This is a genomic window from Pseudomonas sp. 05N434 (assembly GCF_056396965.1).
In genome coordinates, this window is the sequence record NZ_JBFTMK010000758.1 from 1 (window position 1) to 1,843 (window position 1,843).

The window sequence follows — 1,843 nt, forward strand, 5'->3', positions numbered from 1 at the left end:
CAGCAGGATCATGTCGACCTTGTCCATCACGTACTTGAGCACGTCCAGCGGGGTCGCCGGGTTGAACACCAGGCCCGCCTTGCAGCCGCCTTCGCGGATCAGTTGCAGGGAACGGTCGACGTGCAGCGTGGCTTCCGGGTGGAAGGTGATGTAGGTCGCACCGGCTTCGATGAAGTCACCGACGATGCGGTCCACCGGGCTGACCATCAGGTGCGCGTCGATCGGCGCGGTCACGCCGTACTTGCGCAGCGCGGAGCAGACCATCGGGCCGATGGTCAGGTTCGGCACGTAGTGGTTGTCCATGACATCGAAGTGCACGAAGTCGGCGCCGGCGGCCAGGACGTTGTCCACTTCCTCGCCCAGGCGGGCGAAGTCGGCGGAGAGAATCGACGGAGCAATAACGAAGGGCTGCATGACGCACCTTTTCTGAGCAGAATCACGATGGCGCGCATTGTATACCTCATGCTTTGACGCGCGCACCGTGCTGCGATGATTGGGGCAAGTCCTAGTAGGCCGCTCGGTAGATCTTCTCGATATCGGTGGCGCTCAACTTGCGCGGATTGTTGCGCATCAGGCGTTCGGTGCCAGCGGCTTCCACGGCCATGGCCGGGATCGCCTCCTCGGGCACCCCGAAACTGCGCAGACCTCGCGGGATCTCCACGGCGGCGCACAGCTCGGTCATCGCCTCCACGGCTTTATCCGCCGCCTCACTGGCGCTCAGATGAGCGGTCTTCACCCCCATGGCCTCGGCAATATCCTGCATGCGTTCCACGCAGGCCATCTTGTTCCAGGTCATGACATACGGCAGCAGCAAGGCATTGCTGACACCATGGGCAATGTTGAAACGCCCACCCAGCGGATACGCCAACGCATGCACCGCACCGACCCCGGCATTGCCGAACGCCATGCCGGCCATCAGGCTGGCGGTGGCCATGTCTTCGCGGGCTTGCAGGTGGGCGGGATTGGCGTAAGCCTTGGGCAGCGCCTTGGTAATCAGCTTGATCGCGCCAATGGCCAAGGCATCGGTGATGGGCGAGGCGTTGAGCGACAGGTAGGACTCGATGGCGTGCACCAGCGCATCGACGCCACTGGCGGCGGTGACACTGCGCGGGCAGGTCAGGGTCATTTGCGGGCTGACCAGCGCCACGTCCGGCAACAGGTAATCGCTGATGATGCCCATCTTCAGCTGCGCGACCTTGTCGGAGAGGATGGCCACGTTGGTCACTTCCGAACCGGTGCCGGCGGTGGTCGGGATGGCGATCAGCGGCGGGCCTTTGCGCGGCACCTGATCGATGCCGAACAAATCCTCCAGCGCACCGTGATAACCGGCATAGGCGGCAACACTCTTGGCGATATCGATGGCACTGCCGCCGCCGAGGCCGATCAGCCCGTCATGCCCACCCTCACGGTAAACCCGCATGCAATCTTCGACGATGGCGATTTCCGGGTCCGGCAACACCCGGTCGAAAATCTCATAACTGCGCTCGCCCAGCTGCGCCAGCGCCAGCTCCACCGTGCCGGACTTGACCAGCGCGGCATCGGTGACGATCAGCGGGTTGTCGATGTCCAGACGTGTGAGCTCGGCCGCCAGTTGCTCGATGGCACCTGCGCCGGTGATCAGTTTGTGAGCGATTTTGAAAGAGGAAAGACTCATGTGCGCAGCCTCTTATAGATAGGGGAGCTGGGCACAATAGTAGCTGGGGATTGGGGTTTGTCTGCTATTAAGTTGGTGAATGATCGAGGTGCTTCTGTCGATCGTTCCCACGCTCGCGCGGGAACGATCGCAGTTGGCGTCAGGCTTGGGCGGTGCGCAGTTTTTCGCTGCGCCCACGCAGCCATTCCA

2 protein-coding genes are annotated in these 1,843 nt (G+C 62.6%); both read right to left on the reverse strand.

Annotated features, from left to right (window positions below; all coding sequences use genetic code 11):
• On the reverse strand, window positions 1-414 hold a 414-nt coding region (locus AC1DLB_RS29005), incomplete at its 3' end, for a ribulose-phosphate 3-epimerase (RefSeq protein WP_477786189.1).
• A gap of 91 nt (window positions 415-505) precedes the next feature.
• A complete protein-coding gene (locus AC1DLB_RS29010) occupies window positions 506-1,654 on the reverse strand; it encodes an iron-containing alcohol dehydrogenase (protein ID WP_019580746.1) in 1,149 nt (382 codons plus the stop codon).
• Window positions 1,655-1,843: the final 189 nt, after the last annotated feature.

Bases quoted from the DNA above. Each gene is read 5' to 3' on its own strand.
- AC1DLB_RS29010 (WP_019580746.1), bottom strand. From the start codon at position 1,654: ATGAGTCTTTCCTCTTTCAAAATCGCTCACAAACTGATCACCGGCGCA.